17 protein-coding genes are annotated in these 17,287 nt (G+C 57.8%); 9 read left to right on the plus strand and 8 right to left on the minus strand.

The annotated features are described in order from the left end of the window. Positions 1–80: 80 nt before the first annotated feature. From minC to minE, 3 genes are read left to right on the plus strand one after another with little or no spacing between them, the layout of a single operon-like run. The gene (gene minC / locus ACSVHP_RS05360) at positions 81–788 is read left to right on the plus strand and encodes a septum site-determining protein MinC (RefSeq protein WP_447551205.1); all 708 of its coding nucleotides are present in this window, start codon (positions 81–83) and stop codon (positions 786–788) included. 23 nt (positions 789–811) lie between these two features. Then, positions 812–1,624: a septum site-determining protein MinD gene (gene minD, locus ACSVHP_RS05365; protein WP_234674499.1), complete on the plus strand. Its 813-nt coding sequence runs from the start codon at positions 812–814 to the stop codon at positions 1,622–1,624. Positions 1,625–1,627: 3 nt separating this feature from the next. Beyond that, positions 1,628–1,894, plus strand: a complete 267-nt coding sequence (minE, locus tag ACSVHP_RS05370; RefSeq protein ID WP_003859937.1) for a cell division topological specificity factor MinE — start codon at positions 1,628–1,630, stop codon at positions 1,892–1,894. 85 nt (positions 1,895–1,979) lie between these two features. Here the strand turns inward: minE and rnd are convergent, their stop codons facing one another. The 5 genes from rnd to ACSVHP_RS05395 all read right to left on the minus strand — a co-directional run bounded on the left by rnd (position 1,980) and on the right by ACSVHP_RS05395 (position 8,360). Continuing rightward, positions 1,980–3,107, minus strand: a complete 1,128-nt coding sequence (rnd, locus tag ACSVHP_RS05375; protein ID WP_447551258.1) for a ribonuclease D — start codon at positions 3,105–3,107, stop codon at positions 1,980–1,982. 72 nt (positions 3,108–3,179) lie between these two features. Then, positions 3,180–4,865, minus strand: coding sequence for a long-chain-fatty-acid--CoA ligase FadD (gene fadD / locus ACSVHP_RS05380; RefSeq protein WP_447551206.1), 1,686 nt, complete (start codon positions 4,863–4,865; stop codon positions 3,180–3,182). A 203-nt stretch (positions 4,866–5,068) separates the two neighbouring features. Continuing rightward, a complete protein-coding gene (locus ACSVHP_RS05385; RefSeq protein ID WP_447551207.1) occupies positions 5,069–5,650 on the minus strand; it encodes a Slp family lipoprotein in 582 nt (193 codons plus the stop codon). Between the two features lie 37 nt (positions 5,651–5,687). Next, positions 5,688–6,383 (minus strand): tRNA (adenosine(37)-N6)-threonylcarbamoyltransferase complex dimerization subunit type 1 TsaB, encoded by a 696-nt coding sequence (tsaB, locus tag ACSVHP_RS05390; protein ID WP_234674496.1) that lies wholly within the window; start codon positions 6,381–6,383, stop codon positions 5,688–5,690. A 66-nt stretch (positions 6,384–6,449) separates the two neighbouring features. Further along, on the minus strand, positions 6,450–8,360 hold the full coding sequence (locus ACSVHP_RS05395; protein WP_234674495.1) for an ATP-dependent DNA helicase: 1,911 nt from the start codon (positions 8,358–8,360) through the stop codon (positions 6,450–6,452). Positions 8,361–8,493: 133 nt separating this feature from the next. Between ACSVHP_RS05395 and ACSVHP_RS05400 the strand changes: the two genes are divergently transcribed. Beyond that, complete coding sequence (locus tag ACSVHP_RS05400; protein ID WP_234674494.1) at positions 8,494–8,838, plus strand: RidA family protein; 345 nt, start codon at positions 8,494–8,496, stop codon at positions 8,836–8,838. 6 nt (positions 8,839–8,844) lie between these two features. Here the strand turns inward: ACSVHP_RS05400 and ACSVHP_RS05405 are convergent, their stop codons facing one another. Beyond that, entirely contained in the window at positions 8,845–9,030 is a 186-nt protein-coding gene (locus ACSVHP_RS05405; protein ID WP_234674493.1) for a YoaH family protein, read from the minus strand. Positions 9,031–9,091: 61 nt separating this feature from the next. On the opposite strand from ACSVHP_RS05405, the gene pabB reads away from it, so the two are divergent. The 4 genes from pabB (at position 9,092) to ACSVHP_RS05425 (ending at position 14,280) form a co-directional block, all read left to right on the plus strand. Beyond that, complete coding sequence (pabB, locus tag ACSVHP_RS05410) at positions 9,092–10,420, plus strand: aminodeoxychorismate synthase component 1 (RefSeq protein ID WP_447551208.1); 1,329 nt, start codon at positions 9,092–9,094, stop codon at positions 10,418–10,420. 3 nt (positions 10,421–10,423) lie between these two features. Then, the gene (locus ACSVHP_RS05415; RefSeq protein WP_417313373.1) at positions 10,424–11,002 is read left to right on the plus strand and encodes a CoA pyrophosphatase; all 579 of its coding nucleotides are present in this window, start codon (positions 10,424–10,426) and stop codon (positions 11,000–11,002) included. A gap of 184 nt (positions 11,003–11,186) precedes the next feature. Continuing rightward, the gene (gene sdaA / locus ACSVHP_RS05420; RefSeq protein WP_447551209.1) at positions 11,187–12,551 is read left to right on the plus strand and encodes an L-serine ammonia-lyase; all 1,365 of its coding nucleotides are present in this window, start codon (positions 11,187–11,189) and stop codon (positions 12,549–12,551) included. 130 nt (positions 12,552–12,681) lie between these two features. Beyond that, positions 12,682–14,280 (plus strand): EAL domain-containing protein, encoded by a 1,599-nt coding sequence (locus ACSVHP_RS05425; protein ID WP_447551210.1) that lies wholly within the window; start codon positions 12,682–12,684, stop codon positions 14,278–14,280. 6 nt (positions 14,281–14,286) lie between these two features. Here the strand turns inward: ACSVHP_RS05425 and yoaE are convergent, their stop codons facing one another. Both yoaE and ACSVHP_RS05435 read right to left on the minus strand, forming a co-directional pair. Then, positions 14,287–15,846 (minus strand): TerC family protein, encoded by a 1,560-nt coding sequence (gene yoaE, locus ACSVHP_RS05430; RefSeq protein WP_234674488.1) that lies wholly within the window; start codon positions 15,844–15,846, stop codon positions 14,287–14,289. After that, positions 15,834–16,157 (minus strand): protein YoaL, encoded by a 324-nt coding sequence (locus tag ACSVHP_RS05435; RefSeq protein ID WP_447551211.1) that lies wholly within the window; start codon positions 16,155–16,157, stop codon positions 15,834–15,836. The genes yoaE and ACSVHP_RS05435 overlap by 13 nt, the downstream gene beginning before the upstream one ends. Positions 16,158–16,309: 152 nt before the next feature. Between ACSVHP_RS05435 and manX the strand changes: the two genes are divergently transcribed. Continuing rightward, positions 16,310–17,275: a PTS mannose transporter subunit IIAB gene (manX, locus tag ACSVHP_RS05440; protein WP_447551212.1), complete on the plus strand. Its 966-nt coding sequence runs from the start codon at positions 16,310–16,312 to the stop codon at positions 17,273–17,275. The last annotated feature ends 12 nt before the right edge of the window (positions 17,276–17,287 follow it).

Consider the following 17,287-nt stretch of genomic DNA (forward strand, 5'->3'; position numbering starts at 1 on the left):
CCTGACTATAACATGCCTGGTACTCTTCGGAATATCGCAACGACTGCGTTGCGGTTAATAGCAAATTGAGTAAGGCCAGGATGTCAAACACGCCCATCGAGCTTAAAGGCAGTAGCTTCACCTTATCAGTGGTTCATTTGCATGATGCAAAACCCGAGGTTATTCGTCAGGCGTTAGAAGACAAAATCGCGCAGGCTCCCGCTTTTCTGAAGCACGCCCCCGTCGTCGTTAACGTTGCCGGTCTTGATGCTCCTGTGAACTGGACACTTCTCCAGCAGGCGGTGTCCGCAACCGGACTTCGCATTGTCGGCGTCAGCGGCTGTAAAGACCCTGAACTAAAAGCCGAAATTGACCGTGCAGGGCTGCCGATTTTAACGGAAGGGAAAGAAAAAGCCCCCCGTCCGGCTCCCGCCCCTGCCGTCGCGCCCCCTCCTCCGGTGCAGAACGTTACACCAGTCACAAAAACGCGATTGATTGATGTGCCGGTTCGTTCCGGTCAGCGCATTTATGCACCAAACTGTGATCTGATTGTGACAAGCCACGTCAGCGCTGGCGCTGAACTCATTGCAGACGGCAATATTCACGTTTACGGTATGATGCGTGGACGTGCGCTCGCGGGTGCAAGTGGCGATCGGGAAGCACAAATATTTTGTAGTCACCTGACGGCGGAACTGGTTTCCATCGCAGGTGAATATTGGCTGAGCGATAAGATCCCAGCTGAATTTTATGGCAAAGCGGCTCGCCTGCTTTTGGCAGACGACGCGTTGACCGTTCAACCGTTGAATTGATCCCTTTTTAACAAGGAATTTCTATGGCACGCATTATTGTTGTTACTTCGGGTAAAGGAGGCGTTGGCAAGACCACCTCCAGCGCGGCCATCGCTACTGGTTTGGCCCAGAAGGGAAAGAAAACCGTCGTTATCGACTTCGATATCGGTCTGCGTAACCTCGACCTCATCATGGGATGTGAGCGTCGCGTCGTGTATGACTTCGTGAACGTCATTCAGGGCGACGCCACCCTCAACCAGGCGCTGATTAAAGACAAGCGCACCGAGAATCTCTACATTCTTCCGGCTTCTCAGACGCGCGATAAAGATGCCCTGACCCGCGAAGGCGTGGAAAAGGTGCTCGACGATCTGAAAAAGATGGAGTTCGACTTCGTGGTCTGCGACTCCCCTGCCGGTATCGAAACCGGTGCCCTGATGGCGCTGTACTTCGCTGATGAAGCGATTATCACCACCAACCCTGAAGTGTCGTCCGTGCGCGACTCTGACCGAATTCTGGGTATCCTCGCCTCCAAATCCCGCCGTGCGGAAAATGGCGAAGAGCCGATTAAAGAGCACCTGCTGCTGACCCGCTACAACCCGGGCCGCGTAAACAAGGGTGACATGCTCAGTATGGAAGACGTACTGGAGATCCTGCGCATCAAGCTGGTTGGCGTTATCCCGGAAGATCAGTCCGTGTTACGCGCATCCAACCAGGGTGAGCCGGTTATTCTGGATGCAACGGCAGACGCGGGTAAAGCCTACGCTGATACCGTCGATCGCCTGCTGGGAGAAGAACGTCCTTTCCGCTTCATTGAAGAAGAGAAGAAAGGTTTCCTCAAACGCCTGTTCGGAGGATAAGTTATGGCATTACTGGACTTTTTTCTCTCGCGGAAAAAAAGCACCGCCAACATCGCAAAAGAACGCCTGCAAATTATCGTTGCGGAGCGTCGTCGTAGCGACGCCGAGCCACACTACCTGCCGCAGCTGCGCAAAGACATTCTGGAAGTGATCTGTAAATACGTGCAGATTGACCCGGAGATGGTCACGGTACAGCTGGAGCAAAAAGACGGGGATATTTCGATTCTGGAGCTGAACGTGACGCTGCCAGAAGCGGAAGAGTCGCGTTAATCCGTTTGTGGTTTTGTAGGCCGGGCAGGCATCGCGCCGCCCGGCACTTCCCCGGTGGCGCTGCGCCTGCCGGGGCTACAATGCTTTAGCGTGGATAGCCTTCCAGCAGCGTATTCAGACGATCGGCCATCAATTCACCGCGCCATCCCGCCATCAGTTCCGGTAACCCGTTTTGCGGCTTCAGCTTCCAGTGCCAGTTCAGCAGCTGGTTAATCTGACGACGTGACGCCAGCAGCTCGGCCCCGAGCTTACTTTCCGCCGCCACCTCCTGCACCAGCGCCTTAATCTCTTTGAACGCTTTGCGATAACCCGGCATATCCATCAGGTTCAGCAGCGGTTCAGGCAGGTTTTCTTCCGGCATCTGCTGGGCTTTCTCCACCAGCGACAGCAGGGTTTTACCGTGGAAGCGGATCTCGCTGCCGGACAATCCGATGCTGTCCAGCTCGCCGAGGCTGCCCGGCATATAGCGCGCCACCGCCCACAGATGCTCTTCACGCACCACAAAGTTCACCGCCAGATCGCGCTCGCGGGCCTTGCGCAGGCGCCAGTCGGCCAGCAGCTGCAAACAGGCCAGCTGGCGGGTGCGCAGCTGCCAGGCGTTGCTGATGTCGCGCCAGGCCTCTTTCGGGTCGAGCACTTCCTGACGACGCTGCTGGGTCATACGGCATTCGTCCAGCGCGGCGGAAAGCCAGCCGGAGGCTTCCGCTTCTTTCATCAATTGCCCGGCAATCGGCAGCAGGTAGAACACGTCTGCCGCCGCGTACTCCAGCTGACGTTCGGTCAGCGGGCGCGCCAGCCAGTCGGTGCGGGATTCGCTCTTGTCCAGCGCGATGCCGGTGTACTCCTCCACCATCGCCGCAAAGCCCCAGGAGAGCGGACGATTGCTGAACGCGGCGAGGATCTGGGTATCAATCAGCGGCTGCGGCATAATGCCAAAGGTGTTGAGAAACACTTCCAGATCTTCACTGCCCGCGTGCAGGTATTTGGTGACCTGAGTATCGAGGAGTAAATCGCGCATAGGCGACCAGTCGGTTATGCCGAGCGGGTCAATCAGCGATACGTGTTTGCCGTCGTACATCTGAATCAGACCCAGCTGCGGGTAGTAGGTCCGGGTGCGGACAAACTCGGTATCCAGGGCGATAGCAGGATAGTCGAGCGTAACCTCGCACAGCGAAGCCAGCTCGTCGTTGGTGGTGATCATCTGGTAATTCAAAACGGTTTCTCTTTGGTTAGCGCCCATAAAAAACGCCGGCTTAACCGGCGTCTGGGGCGATTAGCGTGAAGCTTATGCCTTATTGTCTACTTTGGCACGGGCTTCGTCACGTAATTCTCGTCGTAATATCTTCCCGACGTTGGATTTCGGCAGCTCGTCGCGGAACTCAACCAGCTTCGGCACTTTGTAGCCCGTCAGCTGGCGACGGCAGAAGGTTATTAGCTCTTCCTCGGTCAGGGATGCCTCTTTTTTGACCACGAAAATCTTCACCGCCTCGCCGCTGCTGCCGGACGGGACGCCCACGGCCGCCACTTCCTGCACGCCGTTGTGCTGCATTACCACGTCTTCAATTTCGTTTGGATAGACGTTAAAGCCGGACACCAGGATCATGTCCTTTTTACGATCGACGATGCGCAGGAAGCCTTCGTCGTCCATCACGGCGATATCCCCGGTGTGCAGCCAGCCGTCTTTGATGATTTCGTCGGTGGCATCCGGACGCTGCCAGTAGCCCAGCATCACCTGCGGGCCTTTCACGCACAGCTCGCCCGGTTCACCCGGCGCAACCTCGTTACCCTCGTCGTCCACCAGTTTGGCTTCGGTTGACGGCACCGGCAGGCCGATGCTGCCGCTGTGATAGTCAATATCGTGCGGGTTAACGCTCACCAGCGGTGAACATTCGGTTAAGCCGTAGCCTTCCAGCAGATACTGCCCGGTCAGCTTCACCCAGCGCTCGGCAACGGCCTGCTGGACCGGCATTCCGCCGCCCGCAGAGAGGTGCAGCGTCGAGAAATCAAGCTGCTGGAACTCTTTGTTATTCAGCAGCGCGTTGAACAGGGTATTCACCCCGGTCATGGCGGTGAACGGGTATTTCGCCAGCTCTTTCACCAGCCCCGGAATATCGCGCGGGTTGGTGATCAGCACGTTCTGGCCGCCCAGCTCGATAAACAGCAGGCAGTTCATGGTCAGCGCGAAAATGTGATACAGCGGCAGCGCGGTGATCACCAGCTCTTTACCCGGATGCAGCAGCGGCCCGTAGGTCGCATTCACCTGCTCAAGGTTCGCCAGCATGTTGCGGTGGGTCAGCATCGCCCCTTTCGCCACGCCCGTAGTGCCGCCCGTGTATTGCAGGAACGCGAGGTCGTCTGACACCACTTCCGGCTTCACGTACTGCATACGGTAGCCCGCATGAAGCGCACGGCGGAACGAGATGGCGTCCGGCAGATGGTATTTGGGCACCAGGCGCTTAACGTATTTGACGACGAAGTTAACCAGCGTGCCTTTGGCGGTCGAAAGCTGATCGCCCATGCGGGTCAGAATGACGTGTTTAACCTGGGTTCTGTCGACGACTTTTTCCAGCGTGTGGGCAAAGTTCGACACGATCACAATCGCCGCCGCGCCGCTGTCGTTCAGCTGATGCTCCAGCTCGCGCGGGGTGTAGAGCGGGTTGACGTTGACCACGATCATCCCGGCACGCAGGATGCCGAACAGCGCCACCGGATACTGCAACAGGTTCGGCATCATCAGCGCGACGCGATCCCCTTTTTGCAGCCCCAGCCCTTCCTGCAAATAGGCAGCAAACGCCCGGCTGCGCTCTTCCAGCTTACGGAAGGTCATGACTTCGCCCATATTCACGAAGGCGGGCTGGTCAGCATAGCGCCGTACCGAATGCTCAAATAATTCAATCAGGGATTGATAACGGTCAGGATTGATCTCCGCAGGCACGTCTGCGGGATACCGGTTAAGCCAAACCTTCTTCAATGCATCACCTCTGAAATGAGTGTTCGTCGTCATCACAGCCCCGATAATAAACAGTTTGTTAACATTATATTAACTCAGCGTACCAGTTTATTAATTGTTCAGATTTAAGGTTGCGAAGCGCGTCACTCTTTTTTTCTGTCTTGTCCGTAAAAAAACAGAGACAGCGGCTGAGCCGCTGTCTCTTTCCTATTAATAACAGGGAGTTACTCAGTTACAATCGTTTGAACCTGTGCGGGCGCGGGGCTGTACCAGCCCCAGCCTGGATAACCGTAGCGGTAAGGGTGCGGACCCCACATCCACGGATCGATTGGCTGCGGCGGCATAATCACCTGCTGCGCAATCCGCCAGCGCTTGTAACCGTTGACCTGCATGGTCATGAATTTGTACGGCGTGTTGCCGATTTTACCCTGCACCGCGCCGGTAATCGGGCCAACGACCGTCACCAGCTGATTGCGGAAATCCACCGGGTCGAGGAAGCCGCTGACGTCCGCGTAGATGCGACCGCGTGAAGCCTCTCCCAGTATTGGACGCGCGCCGCTGTCCAGGGGGACGGAGGCTATCTCCAGACGGGTTTTGCCCTGCTGGTTTATCACCTCAACCACTTTACCGCCGAAACGGGCTTCCTGACCGACGTACAGCTCAGGGGCATTCATCACGCGCACCAGATCCTGCTGCGGCGTGGGGCTTGTTCCCTTAATCGCGTCGGGCACGGTGACGCAGCCGCTCAGTGCGACCGCTACCGCCCCCGCCAGAATCAGGCGTAATGCTTTTATTTGAACCGCCATGGTGCGACTCCTTTTTCTCAGTTCCTGTTACTGAGATTCACTCACGGCCCGGAAGTTTCTTCCACGCCACGGTGTTTCGCAAATAAACTGGCTCAGCCTGTTCAACGGCAACGGTTTTTCCGGCGGCCAGCAGCTGGCAGGCCAGCGGGAGCATATCTTCTGCCGCAGGCAGCAGAATGCCGCCGTCGACCAGCGTCAGGCCGGTTTCGTTAGCCATATCCGGCCACGCGGGCCAGCCGGTGCCTACCGTCGCCCATTCGCCCGAAAGGTTTTTCAGACGCGCGGTCACCGCCTCCGGCTTCAGCACGGCTTCGGTCTCTTCGCCATGCCACACGCCCTGTTCGTCGCGGGTATATTCCGCCCAGTAGACTTCGCCCATACGCGCATCGATGGCGGCCAGCACGCGGGTAGCGCCGGTTTTGCGCCAGGCGCCCTCGGCCATTGTCGCCAGGGTCGATACGCCGATCATCGGCAGGTCAGCGCCCAGCGCCAGCCCCTGCGCAATGCCGATACCAATACGCACGCCCGTAAAGCTGCCGGGGCCGCGGCCATAGGCCAGCGCATCGAGGTCGGTTAAGGAGGTATTGCCCTGGGTGAGGATGGTTTTTACCAGGGGCAGAATGCGCTGGGTGTGTTCCCGTGGGCACTCTTCGAAATGAGCAGAGATAGCACCGTCATTCCACAGGGCTGCCGAGCAGGCCTCTGTGGCGGTATCGATAGCCAGAATTCGCATGAGTCGTCGCGCTCTCGCAGTGGTCAGTCACAAAATGGCGCGCATCTTAGCACACCTCAGGAAAAATTACTCCGCCGTTGGGTTCGCGAGGAACCGGACCGCGCGTTTAATGTCCCGCGTTCGCGGCGCGGGCGGCAGGCTTGCCAGGAAGGTGGCGCCGTAAGGACGCATCACCAGGCGGTTATCGCAAATCACCAGCACGCCGCGATCGGTAACGTCGCGGATCAGGCGCCCTACCCCCTGCTTCAGGGTAATGACCGCGTCCGGCAGCTGCACCTCGTCAAACGGATCGCCGCCGCGCAGACGGCAATCCTCCATACGCGCTTTCAGCAGCGGATCGTCCGGGGAGGTAAATGGCAGTTTGTCGATAATCACCAGCGAAAGCGTATCGCCGCGCACGTCCACCCCTTCCCAGAAGCTGCTGGTCGCCACCAGCAGCGCGTTGCCCGCGCTGACAAACTGCTGTAGCAGCTGGCCCTTGCTGGTTTCGCCCTGGAGCAGAACGGGCAGCGTCATGGTGGCGCGGAACTGCTCCGCCAGGTCGCGCATCATGGCGTGGGAGGTGCAGAGCATGAAGCAGCGGCCGTTGTTGGCTTCGATCATCGGCTTGAGCATCGCCGCCAGATGGCGCGCCGCGCCCGGCTGGTTCGGCAGCGGCAGGTTGCGCGGCACGCAGAGCAGCGCCTGTTTTTGATAGTCAAACGGGCTTGGCAGCAGCAGGGATTCGGCCTGCTCAATCCCCAGACGTTCGGTGAAGTGGTGCAAATCGTCGTTTACCGACAGGGTTGCCGAGGTAAAGATCCAGCTTCCCGGCTTTTGCGCCATCACCTCTTTGAATTTATCCGCCACGGTCAGCGGCGTCAGCGCCAGGGTGAAGTGGCGCGAGGTGCATTCGTACCAGTAGCTGAATCCCGGCTGGTTGATCTCTTTAAGCCGCTTGAGGCGACCGCGATAGACCGCCGCGCGCTCGAAGGCCGCATCCAGCAGCGCCGAGCGGCCAAGGGAGAGTTTTGCCACGTCATAACAGAGCTCCAGAGAATCATCGAGCAGCAGCAGCGCGCGCTGAATGTTTTTGTCCGCCAGCAGTTCACGCAGGTTGCCGCGATAGCCCGGCTCACCGAGCTGTAAGCGGAAATCCTGCGCGCTTTGCGCCAGGCGGTCGGCGCACTTTTGCAGCTGCTGGGTATCTTTTAACTCCGTGCGGTAGGCGATGGTGAAATCTTTAGCGAGATCGAGCAGCTGTCGGCTGGAGATCGACTGACCAAAATACTGGCTGGCGATATCCGGCAGCTGGTGGGCTTCATCGAAAATCATCACCTCCGCTTCGGGGATCAGCTCGCCAAACCCGCTGTCTTTCACCACCATGTCGGCGAGGAACAGATGATGGTTCACTACCACCACGTCCGCGTCCATCGCGGTTTTACGGGCTTTGACCACAAAGCAGTCTTTATACAGCGGGCAGTCGCTGCCGAGGCAGTTATCGTTGGTGCTGGTGACCAGCGGCCAGGCCGGAGAATCTTCCGCCACGCTCGCGCAGGTGCTGATATCCCCTTCTTCCGTCTGATTGGCCCACGCGCGCAGAATGATGACGTCGCTGAGGGTCTGCACCGGCAGATCGCCCCCGGCCAGCGCCTGCTGTTCGAGGCGTTCCAGACACAGGTAGTTTGATCGCCCTTTCAGCAGGGCCAGGCGACCTTTGTACTTCAGCGCTTTCGCCACCGTTGGCAGGTCGCGGCTGTAGAGCTGATCCTGCAAGGCTTTCGATCCGGTAGAGATGATGACCTTCTTTTTGGCACGCAGCGCGGGGGCCAGGTACGCATAGGTTTTACCCGTCCCGGTTCCCGCCTCTACCACCAGCGGCTGCGCGCTCTCGATTGCGTGCGCAACGGCGTGCGCCATATGACGCTGGGGCTCACGCGGCTTAAAGCCGGGGATTGCCTGCGCTAACTGACCCTCTAAGGAAAAATCGTCTGCCACGGTGCTCTCTCACTGTATTTTTGCACAGGGATTATGTCAGCCCCACCTCGCCAGTGCCACCCCAAATAGTGACGAGGCCAGAACAATATGGCAGTCTTGCGGCCTGAAACGAAAAATTAACGAGGAAACGTTTATGACAATCGTGCGCATTGATGCCGAAGCCCGCTGGTCTGATGTCGTTATTCATAACCAGACGCTCTACTACACCGGCGTACCGTCAAACCTTGACGCGGACGCCTTCGAACAGACGGCAAACACCCTGGCACAGATTGATGCGGTGCTGGAAAAACAGGGCAGCGATAAATCCCGCATTCTGGATGCGACCATTTTCCTCGCCAGTAAAGAGGATTTTGCGGCAATGAACAAAGCCTGGGATGCGTGGGTGGTGGCGGGTCACGCGCCTGTACGCTGTACCGTACAGGCGACGCTGATGAAGCCGGAATATAAGGTAGAGATTAAGATCATCGCGGCGGTCTAAGCCCGGTTACTCTTCGTCGTCTTCATCTTCGAATCGCGCCACGATCCGCTCGCCGGTATGGCTGGCGCGAATTTCCTGAGCAACAACGGTAATTGCCTCTCCGCTGCTCATCCCCTGGGACATCAGCTCCTGGATCCGTTCTACCGCTTTCTGCTGCTGCTCGTGGCTGAGGGAAGGTAAACCTGCAAACATCGTCAACTCCTGCTAAATTATCCGCGCTAATTATTTCACGCTGCCCGGTAGTATGCCACACATGAACACGCGCACCCCCACTGTAATAACGTTACCCTGGCGCCATGACGCCGCCGAATTCTGGTTTGCCCGTCTGAGCCACCTGCCGTTCGCGATGCTGCTGCACTCCGGCCATGCGGACCACCCCTATAGCCGGTTTGATATTCTGGTGGCTGACCCGCTGCAAACCCTGACCACCGACGCGCTTTCACAAGACGACGACCCCTTGATGCGCCTTCAGCAGGCCATCGACGGACTCGGGTTAACCGCCACCCCCAATCCCGACCTCCCCTTTCAGGGCGGCGCGCTGGGGCTGTTTGGCTACGATCTCGGGCGGCGCTTCGAAACGCTGCCGAACGTTGCCGAAGATGACATTGCGCTGCCGGATATGGCGGTCGGGCTGTACGACTGGGCGTTGATTGTCGATCACCACAAGCAGGTGGTGTCTCTGTTGAGCCACTCGGATGTGAACGCGCGCCTGGCATGGCTGGACGCGCAGAAAGCACCACCTCAGCAGGATTTCACGCTAACCTCAGGCTGGCGCTCGAACATGAGCGCAGACGCGTACGCGGAGAAATTCCACCGCGTTCAGGCCTATCTGCGAAGCGGCGACTGCTATCAGGTTAACCTCGCCCAGCGCTTTCAGGCGCGCTACGCGGGGGACGAGTGGCAGGCGTTTACCCGCCTCAACGCCAGCAACCGCGCGCCATTTAGCGCCTTCGTGCGGCTTGAGCACGGGGCCATTCTGAGCCTGTCGCCGGAGCGGTTTATTCATCTTGAGAACGGCACGATTCAGACGCGGCCCATCAAAGGCACTCTGCCGCGCCTGGCCGATCCCGCAGCGGATCGTCAGCAGGCGGAAAAGCTCGCGGCATCGCCGAAAGATCGCGCAGAGAACCTGATGATTGTCGATCTGATGCGTAACGATATCGGTCGGGTGGCCGAGCCGGGCAGCGTGCGCGTGCCCGAGCTGTTCGTGGTGGAGCCTTTCCCGGCGGTGCATCATCTGGTTAGCACCATTACCGCGCGGCTTCCCGCCTCACGCACCGCCTGCGACCTTCTTCGCGCCGCCTTTCCGGGCGGGTCGATTACCGGCGCGCCAAAGGTGCGGGCGATGGCAATCATTGATGAGCTTGAACCGCATCGTCGCAACGCCTGGTGCGGCAGCATCGGCTACATGAGCCTGTGCGGAACGATGGACACCAGCATTACCATTCGCACCCTGACCGCCTGCGACGGCCAGCTTTACTGCTCCGCCGGGGGCGGGATTGTGGCGGACAGCCTGGTCGAGGCGGAATATCAGGAAACCTTTGATAAAGTGAACCGGATCCTGAAACAACTGGAGAAATAACGGGTGGAGAGAGACAACCTCACGCTGGATGATTTTCTGTCGCGTTTTCAGCTTTTACGTCCGCAGGTCAACCGCGAAGCCCTGAACCAGCGCCAGGCGGCGGTTTTAATTCCGGTGGTGCGCCGGGAGCAGCCCGGCCTGCTGCTAACCCAGCGCTCGCCGCATCTGCGCAAGCACGCCGGACAGGTCGCCTTCCCCGGCGGCGCCGTTGACAGCACCGACGCGTCACTCATTGCCGCCGCGCTGCGCGAGGCGCAGGAAGAGGTCGCCATCCCGCCCGAGGCCGTAGAGGTGATCGGCGTGCTGCCTCCGGTGGACAGCGTGACCGGTTTTCAGGTGACGCCGGTGGTGGGGATTATCCCGCCGGATCTGCACTATCACGCCAGCGAGGATGAAGTCTCGGCGGTGTTCGAAATGCCGCTCGAAGAGGCCCTTCGTCTGGGGCGTTATCATCCGCTGGATATTCACCGTCGCGGACACGATCATCGGGTGTGGCTCTCCTGGTATCAGCATTATTTTGTCTGGGGCATGACGGCGGGGATTATTCGTGAGCTGGCGCTGCAAATCGGCCTGAAGCCTTGACTATACTTTACATTTCGCCCTCTTCGACCGGGTTTGCGAGCCCGGTCGCGCTATTAGCAAAACAGGTGTTATTCATTAGTTTAATTCATGTGAATAGTTAAGCCGAGGTTGAGGTTCCCTCTTACACTATGCGCAGTTATAACATCGTTACTGGAACCCCGGTAACCCTGTCAGGAGTGTGAAAGTGATTAGTATATTCGACATGTTCAAAGTGGGAATTGGCCCCTCGTCTTCCCACACTGTAGGCCCGATGAAGGCCGGTAAACAGTTCGTCGATGATCTGGTCGAAAAAGGATTACTGGAAAGCGTTACCCGTGTTGCCGTGGACGTCTACGGCTCGCTGTCATTAACGGGTAAAGGCCACCACACCGATATCGCCATTATTATGGGTCTGGCAGGTAACATGCCGGACACCGTTGATATTGATGCCATTCCGGCATTTATCCGCGACGTGGAAACGCGCGGTCGCCTGCTGCTGGCAAACGGCCAGCAGGAAGTGGATTTCCCGCTGGACGACGGGATGCGTTTTCGCAGCGACAACCTGCCGCTGCATGAAAACGGCATGACCATTCACGCCTGGAGCGGCGATAAAGAAATTTACACCAAAACCTACTACTCCATCGGCGGCGGATTCATCGTTGATGAAGAGCATTTTGGTAAAGACAGCGTGGGCGACGTGTCCGTGCCGTATCCGTTCAAATCCGCCACCGAGATGCTGGGCTTTTGCAAAGAAACCGGCCTGTCGCTCTCCGGCATGGTGATGAAGAACGAACTGGCGCTGCACAGCAAAAAAGAGATCGAAGACTATTTTGCTAACGTCTGGCAGACCATGCGCGCCTGTATCGATCGCGGGATGAACACCGAAGGCGTACTGCCTGGCCCGCTGCGCGTGCCGCGTCGTGCCTCGGCGCTGCGTCGTATGCTGGTGACTACCGACAAGTTCTCTAACGATCCGATGAACGTGGTCGACTGGGTGAACATGTTTGCTCTGGCGGTGAACGAAGAGAACGCCGCAGGGGGTCGCGTGGTGACGGCGCCAACCAACGGCGCATGCGGTATCGTTCCGGCGGTGCTGGCCTATTACGATCACTTTATCGAACCCGTCACCCCGGATATTTATATCCGCTATTTCCTGGCCTCGGGTGCGATTGGCGCGCTGTATAAAATGAACGCGTCGATTTCTGGCGCGGAAGTGGGCTGTCAGGGTGAAGTGGGCGTAGCCTGCTCGATGGCCGCCGCTGGCCTGGCCGAACTGCTTGGCGCAAGCCCTGAGCAGGTGTGCGTGGCCGCTGAAATCGGGATGGAGCATAACCTCGGTCTGACCTGCGACCCGGTTGCCGGTCAGGTACAGGTGCCGTGCATCGAGCGTAACGCGATTGCGTCGGTGAAAGCGATTAACGCCTCCCGCATGGCGATGCGCCGCACCAGCGAACCGCGCGTGTCGCTGGATAAGGTTATCGAAACCATGTACGAAACAGGTAAGGATATGAACGCCAAATACCGCGAAACCTCGCGCGGCGGCCTTGCCATTAAGGTGCAGTGCGACTAATACCTCCCCTTCGCCCATCTGCAACGGATGGGCGAATTTCTTTCTCCTCCTCGTCGCTCCCCTTTTTCCCCACTACACTTGCTCTGTTGCTTCTGGCTTTTGGTGCCGGTGGCGTATCGGGCGATTGTTCATGCAAACGGCACAAACGATCATAAAAGACTACCGCCGAAAACGCGCGATCGTCTGTATAGCGGTCGCCCTTCTTACGCTCATCCTCACGCTGGGCATTCGCTTTATTTCACAGCGCAATATAAATCAGGAACAGATCCTCACCTTTACCCGCAATACCGTTAACGCACTGGATAACGTGTTGCTCTCGCTGGAAAACAGCCGCAGTACATTGCAGGCGCTGGTTGGCAAGCCCTGCACCGTGGCGCATCTGGTACTGCGAAAGCAGGCGGCGATGCTGCAAACCGTCCGCTCGATAGCGCTGGTCAAGGATGGCGTTTTGTACTGCTCGAGCGTTTTTGGCAGCCGGGACGTGCTGGTGCGTCAAATCCAGCCTCTGTTACCCTCGGGCGAGCCGCAGCTGCTGCTGACGACCGACCATATGCTGCTCAAAGGCAGCCCGATCCTTATTCAGTGGTATCCCGTTTCGCCAGACGGTGAAGACGGCGTGATAGAGATCGTCAATATCGAGCTGATTACCCGAATGATGCTGGAGCCGCAGCGCCCGCTGATCGCCGACGTGGTGCTGACGGTGGGCAACCATTTCCTGCGCTACGGGCAGAGGGTCACGGATACGCTGAGCGTGGAGGACGGCGATGCCGTTTTGCGTAGGTCATCAGGCCATTTCCCCTTCAGCATTACCGTAAGCGGCCCCGGACCCGGCAAGCTGGCGCTGAAATATCTCCCCACCCAGCTGCCGCTGGCGTTGATGATCAGCCTGCTGGTGAGCTATATCGCCTGGCTTGCCACCGCACGGCGCATGAGCTTTACGTGGGAAATCAATATCGGGCTGGCGGCGCGCGAGTTTGAACTCTTCTGCCAGCCGCTGGTGAATGCGCGTACCCAGGACTGCGTGGGGGTGGAAATTTTACTGCGCTGGAATAATCCCCGTCAGGGCTGGATCTCCCCGGACGTGTTTATCCCGCTTGCCGAGGAACATAATCTGATTGTCCCGCTGACCCGCTACGTGATTGCTGAAACGGTGCGCCAGATCGGCTATTTCCCTGCATCACCGGGCTTTCATATCGGCATCAACGTGGCGGCCAGCCATTTTCGCCGCGCCACCCTGCTTCAGGATCTTAACCGCGGGTGGTTCAGCGCTCACCCGGTTCAGCAGCTGATTATTGAGCTGACCGAGCGCGACGTGCTGACGGACGTGGATTACCGCATCGTGCGCGAACTGCACCGTAAAGGGGTGAAGCTGGCCATTGACGACTTCGGCACCGGCAATAGCTCGCTCTCGTGGCTGGAAAAACTGCGTCCTGACGTGCTGAAAATCGACAAGTCCTTCACCACCGCAATCGGCACAGACGCGGTGAACTCGACGGTGACGGACATTATTATCGCTCTCGGGCAAAGGCTGAATATTGAGCTGGTAGCGGAAGGGGTCGAAACCGCTGAGCAGGCGCGCTATTTGCGTCGCCACGGTGTTCATATTTTGCAGGGGTATTTCTATGCGCGGCCGATGCCGCTGCGGGAGTTTCCGAAATGGCTGGCGGGGAGTCACCCTCCGCCAGCGCATCATAACGGGCACATCGTGCCCTTAATGCCGTTACGGTAGAACGCGTTATTCTTCTTCGTCGTGCGCGGATTGCTCTTTAACAATACGCACCAAATCAACGCGATAATCGTTCGCTTCAACGATGGTAATGTGCAGCGGCGGCAGCTCGATCACGTCACCGGTGCGCGGGATTTGCCCGTTCACCGCGATAACCAGACCCGCCACGGTGGCGATGTCTTCTTCATCGTTCACCACGTTTTCCACGCCCAGGGTGTGGGACAACGCGTGAAGATCGGTCGCACCTTTAACCAGCCAGCCGTCACCGTCCGCGACGATTTCCGGGGTTTCATCCGCATCCGGGAATTCACCGGCAATCGCTTCCAGCACGTCCAGCGGCGTCACCAGACCCTGCACCACGCCAAACTCGTTGGTCACGATAACAAAGCTGCCGCGGGCGCGACGCAGCACGCCTAACAGGTTGATCGGATCCAGCGTTTCCGGCACCACAATCGCAGGCGAGGCGGCGGCGATAGCTTCAACGTTACCGCCCTCTTCCAGCGCGACCAGCATCTCTTTCGCACGCACCACGCCGATGATTTCATCCAGCTCGCCGCGACACACCGGGAACAGGCTGTGCGGAGAGGAAAGCAACTGCTGGCGAATTTCGGCAACGCTCAGGTTGGCATCCACCCAGCTAATTTCACCGCGCGGGGTCATGATGCCGCGCAGCGAGCGGGAGGCCAGGGAGAGCACGCCGTTAATCATATAGCGTTCTTCTTCCACAAACGCCCCTTCAGGGACCGGGACCGGGTTACGGTTTTCGCTATCAGACTGAACGGTAGCCTGACGACGACCGCCCATCAGGCGCAAAATGGCGTCGGCGGTACGGGCGCGCAGCGGCTGATTCGACTGCTGCTTGATAAAGTTACGGCGCGCAATCTGGTTAAACAGCTCGATAAGGATTGAGAAACCAATCGCCGCGTACAGGTAACCTTTCGGAATATGGAAGCCAAAGCCTTCTGCGACCAGGCTCAGGCCGATCATCAGCAGGAAGCTCAGACAGAGTACAACCACCGTCGGATGCTCGTTCACAAAGCGCGTCAGCGGTTTGGAGGCCAGCAGCATTACCGCCATCGCAATCACGACCGCCGCCATCATCACCGGGAGGTGGTTCACCATACCTACCGCTGTGATCACCGCATCCAGCGAGAAGACCGCATCAAGCACCACGATTTGCAGAACGACTACCCAGAAGCTGGCATAGCCTTTTCCGTGCCCGTCGCCATGCTGGCGGTTTTCGAGCCGTTCGTGGAGTTCCGTCGTCGCCTTAAACAGGAGGAAGATACCCCCGATCAGCATGATCAAATCACGGCCCGAGAAGCTGTGATCCATGACCGTGAACAGCGGTTTGGTCAGCGTGACCATCCACGAAATGACGGACAGCAGCGCCAGTCGCATGATAAGCGCCAGCGACAGGCCGATCAGACGCGCTTTATCGCGCTGCTTCGGCGGCAGTTTGTCCGCAAGAATGGCAATGAATACCAGGTTGTCGATGCCGAGAACAATCTCCAGCACCACCAGCGTGAGTAAGCCCACCCAGATTGACGGGTCCATTAAGAATTCCATGACAAGCTCCTGCTAAAGGAATGACTAAACGGTGCCCCGAAAACTGTGGGCAAATCACTAGTAGACACAACGGATGCGTGGCGAGGATCGCCGAGGGTAGAGGCGCGAGATGGCCTGATAGATGACTGACGTCGGTGACGGTCCATACGGTGGGCTACAGCCCTATACTCCTGATCGATTAAACGGAGGCTAAACATATCAGAGGCAATGAGTTTTTGGCAAAGATTTACTTTCCTTTGCAAACATCTGTAACACAAGTTATTAACCTTACAGGAAATTCTGCACTGCGAAGCTAAATTACGGATCTTCATCACATAAATTATTTTTTCGCTATCTAAAATAAATCGCGGAAGTCTTAGTTCATTTAACCCTAACCCTTATCTGAATCGATTCGGTCAGCCTAATACGATTCTCAGTACGCCTGCCCGGCAGGCGTATTAATGATAATAAAAGGAGGTAGCAAGTGACCATTGCTATTGTCATAGGCACACATGGTTGGGCTGCGGAGCAGTTACTCAAAACGGCAGAAATGCTGTTGGGCGAGCAGGAAAACGTCGGCTGGATCGATTTCGTTCCCGGTGAAAACGCCGAAACGCTGATTGTGAAATACAATGCTCAACTGGAGAAACTGGATACCAGCAAAGGCGTGTTATTTCTCGTAGATACATGGGGCGGCAGTCCGTTTAACGCTGCAAGCCGCATTGTCGTCGATAAAGAACATTACGAAGTCGTCGCCGGGGTGAACATCCCGATGCTGGTGGAAACCTTCATGGCGCGTGACGACAACCCGAGTTTTGACGAGCTGGTTGCGCTGGCCGTTGAAACCGGTCGCGAAGGCGTGAAAGCGCTCAAAGCGCAGCCGGTGGCGAAAGCCGCTCCTGCGACCGCGGCTGCGCCAAAAGCGGCGGCACCGGCGAAACCAATGGGCCCGAACGATTACATGGTTATCGGCCTTGCGCGTATCGATGACCGTCTGATCCACGGGCAGGTTGCCACACGCTGGACCAAAGAGACCAACGTTCAACGCATTATCGTTGTCAGTGACGAAGTTGCCGCCGACACCGTGCGTAAAACCCTTCTGACCCAGGTAGCACCACCGGGCGTAACCGCGCACGTTGTGGATGTCGCCAAAATGATCCGCGTTTATAACAACCCGAAATATGCGGGTGAGCGCGTGATGCTCCTGTTTACCAATCCGACAGACGTCGAGCGCATTGTTGAAGGCGGCGTGAAAATCACCTCCGTTAACATTGGTGGTATGGCTTTCCGTCAGGGTAAAACCCAGGTGAACAACGCGATTTCAGTCGATGAAAAAGATATCGAGGCGTTCAATAAACTGAATGCGCGCGGTATTGAGCTGGAGGCCCGCAAGGTGTCTACAGACCAGAAACTGAAAATGATGGATTTGATCGGCAAGGTCGGGAAATAAGCTCGCGCCGGT

The organism is Enterobacter sp. 186315 (genome assembly GCF_053290175.1).

Excerpts from the sequence above, each read along its gene's own strand:
- minC (WP_447551205.1), top strand. The coding sequence starts at position 81 with ATGTCAAACACGCCCATCGAGCTTAAAGGCAGTAGCTTCACCTTATCA.
- minD (WP_234674499.1), top strand. The coding sequence starts at position 812 with ATGGCACGCATTATTGTTGTTACTTCGGGTAAAGGAGGCGTTGGCAAG.
- minE (WP_003859937.1), top strand. The coding sequence starts at position 1,628 with ATGGCATTACTGGACTTTTTTCTCTCGCGGAAAAAAAGCACCGCCAAC.
- ACSVHP_RS05385 (WP_447551207.1), bottom strand. The coding sequence starts at position 5,650 with ATGGCGGTTCAAATAAAAGCATTACGCCTGATTCTGGCGGGGGCGGTA.
- tsaB (WP_234674496.1), bottom strand. The coding sequence starts at position 6,383 with ATGCGAATTCTGGCTATCGATACCGCCACAGAGGCCTGCTCGGCAGCC.
- ACSVHP_RS05400 (WP_234674494.1), top strand. The coding sequence starts at position 8,494 with ATGACAATCGTGCGCATTGATGCCGAAGCCCGCTGGTCTGATGTCGTT.
- ACSVHP_RS05405 (WP_234674493.1), bottom strand. The coding sequence starts at position 9,030 with ATGTTTGCAGGTTTACCTTCCCTCAGCCACGAGCAGCAGCAGAAAGCG.
- pabB (WP_447551208.1), top strand. The coding sequence starts at position 9,092 with ATGAACACGCGCACCCCCACTGTAATAACGTTACCCTGGCGCCATGAC.
- ACSVHP_RS05425 (WP_447551210.1), top strand. The coding sequence starts at position 12,682 with ATGCAAACGGCACAAACGATCATAAAAGACTACCGCCGAAAACGCGCG.
- yoaE (WP_234674488.1), bottom strand. The coding sequence starts at position 15,846 with ATGGAATTCTTAATGGACCCGTCAATCTGGGTGGGCTTACTCACGCTG.
- ACSVHP_RS05435 (WP_447551211.1), bottom strand. The coding sequence starts at position 16,157 with ATGAAGATCCGTAATTTAGCTTCGCAGTGCAGAATTTCCTGTAAGGTT.